Below are 2964 nucleotides of genomic sequence, written 5' to 3'. Positions count from 1 at the left end.
GCTTTCAGCCTCGCCGGCCGAACCGGCCGGCGAGGCTGAAATGACTAGGCCAGGTGGGCCTTGACCTCGGCCGCGGCCTCGTCGCCGTAGGCCTTGGTGAAGCGCTCCATGAAGTGGGCGCGGGCCAGGGTGTACTCCTGGGTGCCCAGCGTCTCGATGACCAGGGTCGCGAGCATGCAGCCCAGCTGCGCCGCGCGCTCCAGGCCGACGCCCCAGCCCAGGCCGGTCAGGAAGCCGGCGCGGAACGCGTCGCCGACGCCCGTCGGGTCGACCTTGGCGGTCTCCTCGGGGCAGCCGACCACGATCGGGGCCTCGCCGACGCGCTCGATCCTGACGCCGTTGGAGCCCAGCGTGGTCACGCGGGTGCCGACCTTGGCCAGGATCTCCTCGTCGGTCCAGCCGGACTTCGACTCGATGAGGCCCTTCTCGTACTCGTTCGAGAAGAGGAAGGTCGCGCCCTCCATCAGGGTGCGGATGTTGTCGCCGTCCATGCGGGCGATCTGCTGCGAGAAGTCGGCCGCGAAGGGGATCCCGCGCGTGCGGCACTCCTCCGTGTGGCGCAGCATCGCCTCGGGGTCGTCGGCGCCGATCAGGACGAGGTCGAGCCCGCCCACGCGGTCGGCCACGGACTTCAGCTCGATCAGCCGGGCTTCGCTCATCGCGCCCGTGTAGAAGGAGCCGATCTGGTTGTGGTCGGAGTCCGTGGTGCACACGAAGCGCGCGGTGTGCAGCACCTCGGAGATCCGGACGGACTCGGTGTCGACGCCGTGGCGGTCCAGCCAGGCACGGTACTCGTCGAAGTCGGAGCCGGCGGCTCCGACGAGGATCGGGCGGGTGCCGAGCTGCCCCATGCCGAAGCAGATGTTCGGGCCGACCCCGCCCCGTCGCACGTCGAGGTTGTCGACGAGGAAGGAGAGGGAGACCGTGTGCAGCTGGTCGGCGACCAGCTGGTCGGCGAAACGGCCGGGGAAGGTCATGAGGTGGTCGGTGGCGATGGAGCCGGTGACTGCGATGCGCACGGCGAGGACGCTCCTGCTGAGGACGGCGAGGGACAGTCAAAACTACCCGCTCGGCGCCCCCAGGCCGAACCCCAGAAACTACCCCTTAGTAGGTCTTTCTTCGCGAGAGCCCCGATGTCTACGGTGCCTGCATGACCTATACCGACGGTTTCGGCTACTCCGAGTACACCGCGGACAAGCGCGGCGCGGAAGCCCCACGACAGCCCGGCTTCGCCCGTCTCCTGGGTGACTGCGCCCGGATGGCCCCGCACTGGGCGGTCCCGGCGGGTCCCCGGCCGGTCCGTGTGGCCCCTTCGCAGATCCACGGGATCAGCGTTCCGCCCGCCTCGGCGCGGCTGATCGCCGCCACGTCCGTGTACGGGGACCAGTAGGAGGGAACCGCTTGCGCGCCTGTTCCGTCACACCCGCATCAGGTACGACGGGACCGGTGAAGGAGCGATGCGGTGACCAGCGAGCAACCCGACACATCACGCGGCACACGGCGGCGGCCCGCCTGGGCCGTCGGCTCGATCGCGGCCGCCGTCCTGCTGACGGGCGGCGGCACCGCGTACTGGGCCTCGACCGCCCACGGCGACGGCGGGTCGGGCCACCGTACGGGCGAGAGCGCGGCCTCCGCGCCCCGTGACGCGGGAGACCCCTCGGGGCCGGGCATCGCGCCCGGGGAGCCCGACCCGTCCGGCGGCGGGGTGGTCTACCGGGCCGATGTGAAGCTTCCCGAGGCTCCGGCCACCGCGCCCGCCTTCGCCCTGTCCGGCGAGGTCACCGCGGCGGAGGTGGCCCGCCTGGCCTCGGCCCTGGGCCTGCCGGGCGAGCCGCGCCTCACGGGGGACGTCTGGCTGGCCGGGGAGGCCGCCGACGGCTCCGGGCCCCGCCTCACGGTGTCCCGTACGGCGCCGGGGACGTGGAACTTCGCCCGCTTCCAGGCGCCGGGCAACGGCGCCGGCGACGACTGCGTGCGCGGCAAGGACACCTGCGGCCCGGCCACCCTCCCGCGGGACGCCGGCGGGGCGGGCGCGGGCGGTGTGGCGCCTGCGGGCAAGCCGGTGTCCGAGGAGGCCGCCAAGGCCGCCGCGGCCCCCGTGCTGGCCGCCGCAGGGGTCGAGGGGGCCAAGCAGGACGCCCGGATGACCCAGGGATCGGTCCGGGTGGTGTCCGCCGACCCCGTCGTCGGCGGGCTGCCCACGCAGGGCTGGTCCACGAAGGTGAGCGTGGGCGCCGACGGCTCGGTGGTGGGGGGCAACGGGGAGCTGAAGGCCCCGGTGCGGGCCGCCGAGCAGCCGGTGGTCGGGGCCGTGGAGGCGCTGGCCAGGCTGAACGCGAAGTCGGGCGGCGGTGAGGGCGGCAGCCCCGAGCCCAGCGGATGCGCGACCGCGGTCCCGCTGACGGCGGACACCCCGGTGACGGCCACGGACACGGTGCCGTGCAATCCGGAGCCGCGGCCCATGAAGCCCCCGCGCACGGAGACGGTACGGGGCGCCGTGCTCGGGCTGGCCCCCGGCACGGTGAACGGGGCGCAGGGGCTGGTTCCGGCCTGGCTCTTCGAGGTGGCGGGCCGGGACGGGGCGCCCGGCCACACGGTGGCCCAGCCGGCGGCCCAGGAGAGCGCTCCGGGCCCGAAGGACGCGCGTACCGTGACCGGGTTCTCGTACGCGGAGGCCGACCGGAAGCTGACCGTGAACTTCTGGGGCAGCGTGTGCAGCACGTACGCCCTGGAGGCGCGGGAGCAGCCGGAATCGGTCATGGTGAAGATCACGGACACCCCGAACAAGCCGGGTCAGGCCTGCATCATGCTGGCGCAGGAGATGTCCCTGACGGCGACGCTGCAGCAGCCGCTGGGCGACCGGAAGGTGATCGACGCCACCACGGGCAAGCCACTCCCCCGGCAGTAGCCGACAGGGCCCGGGTACGGCACGAGGGCCCGCCTCCGGTCGGATCGAACGGAGGC

At 73.5% G+C, this 2964-nt stretch carries 3 protein-coding genes; 2 read left to right on the top strand and 1 reads right to left on the bottom strand.

Features of this window, described 5'->3' with window-relative positions; genetic code table 11:
- Window positions 1-44 precede the first annotated feature (44 nt).
- Window positions 45-1019, bottom strand: a complete 975-nt coding sequence (locus ACWGE1_RS40725; RefSeq protein WP_453425515.1) for a carbohydrate kinase family protein — start codon at window positions 1017-1019, stop codon at window positions 45-47.
- Window positions 1020-1150: 131 nt separating this feature from the next.
- On the opposite strand from ACWGE1_RS40725, the gene ACWGE1_RS40720 reads away from it, so the two are divergent.
- On the top strand, window positions 1151-1390 hold the full coding sequence (locus ACWGE1_RS40720; protein WP_030389089.1) for a hypothetical protein: 240 nt from the start codon (window positions 1151-1153) through the stop codon (window positions 1388-1390).
- Between the two features lie 72 nt (window positions 1391-1462).
- The gene (locus ACWGE1_RS40715) at window positions 1463-2908 is read left to right on the top strand and encodes a hypothetical protein (protein ID WP_453425514.1); all 1446 of its coding nucleotides are present in this window, start codon (window positions 1463-1465) and stop codon (window positions 2906-2908) included.
- Window positions 2909-2964 lie beyond the last annotated feature (56 nt).

The organism is Streptomyces sp. NPDC054932, assembly GCF_053610205.1.
Note: the sequence above shows the minus strand (reverse complement) of the source record. Positions and strands in the feature narration are given on the sequence as shown.